Below are 314 nucleotides of genomic sequence, written 5' to 3' on the forward strand. Positions count from 1 at the left end.
ACGTCTCGCTCTCCTGATCCCATCATGCGGCGGCCCAAGCGCCGACCGCGAAGAGAAGCGAGTGACCCGCGGAACGGTCCGAGAAAAAGTGCAGGAGCACCTTGACCACGACGACCCCAATCAGAGAAGTACTCTTATACCTCAAACTAGATTAAGCTCCCGGCCGATCGCGCCGAACGCCTCGACCGCCCTGTCGATATCGGCGCTGGAATGCGCCGCCGACATCTGGGTGCGGATACGGGCTTGGCCCTTCGGCACCACCGGGAAGGAAAAGCCGATGACATAGATGCCGCGCTTCAGCATGCGTGCCGCCA

Annotated in this window: 1 protein-coding gene; it reads right to left on the reverse strand. The window is 61.8% G+C overall.

Annotated elements, in window-relative coordinates:
* Window positions 1-141 precede the first annotated feature (141 nt).
* The coding region (locus PU724_RS34015; protein ID WP_426213866.1) for an aminotransferase class I/II-fold pyridoxal phosphate-dependent enzyme at window positions 142-314 on the reverse strand (173 nt) is incomplete at its 5' end.

Origin of the sequence: Mesorhizobium abyssinicae, from assembly GCF_049887195.1 — a bacterium.
Classification (GTDB): domain Bacteria; phylum Pseudomonadota; class Alphaproteobacteria; order Rhizobiales; family Rhizobiaceae; genus Mesorhizobium; species Mesorhizobium abyssinicae.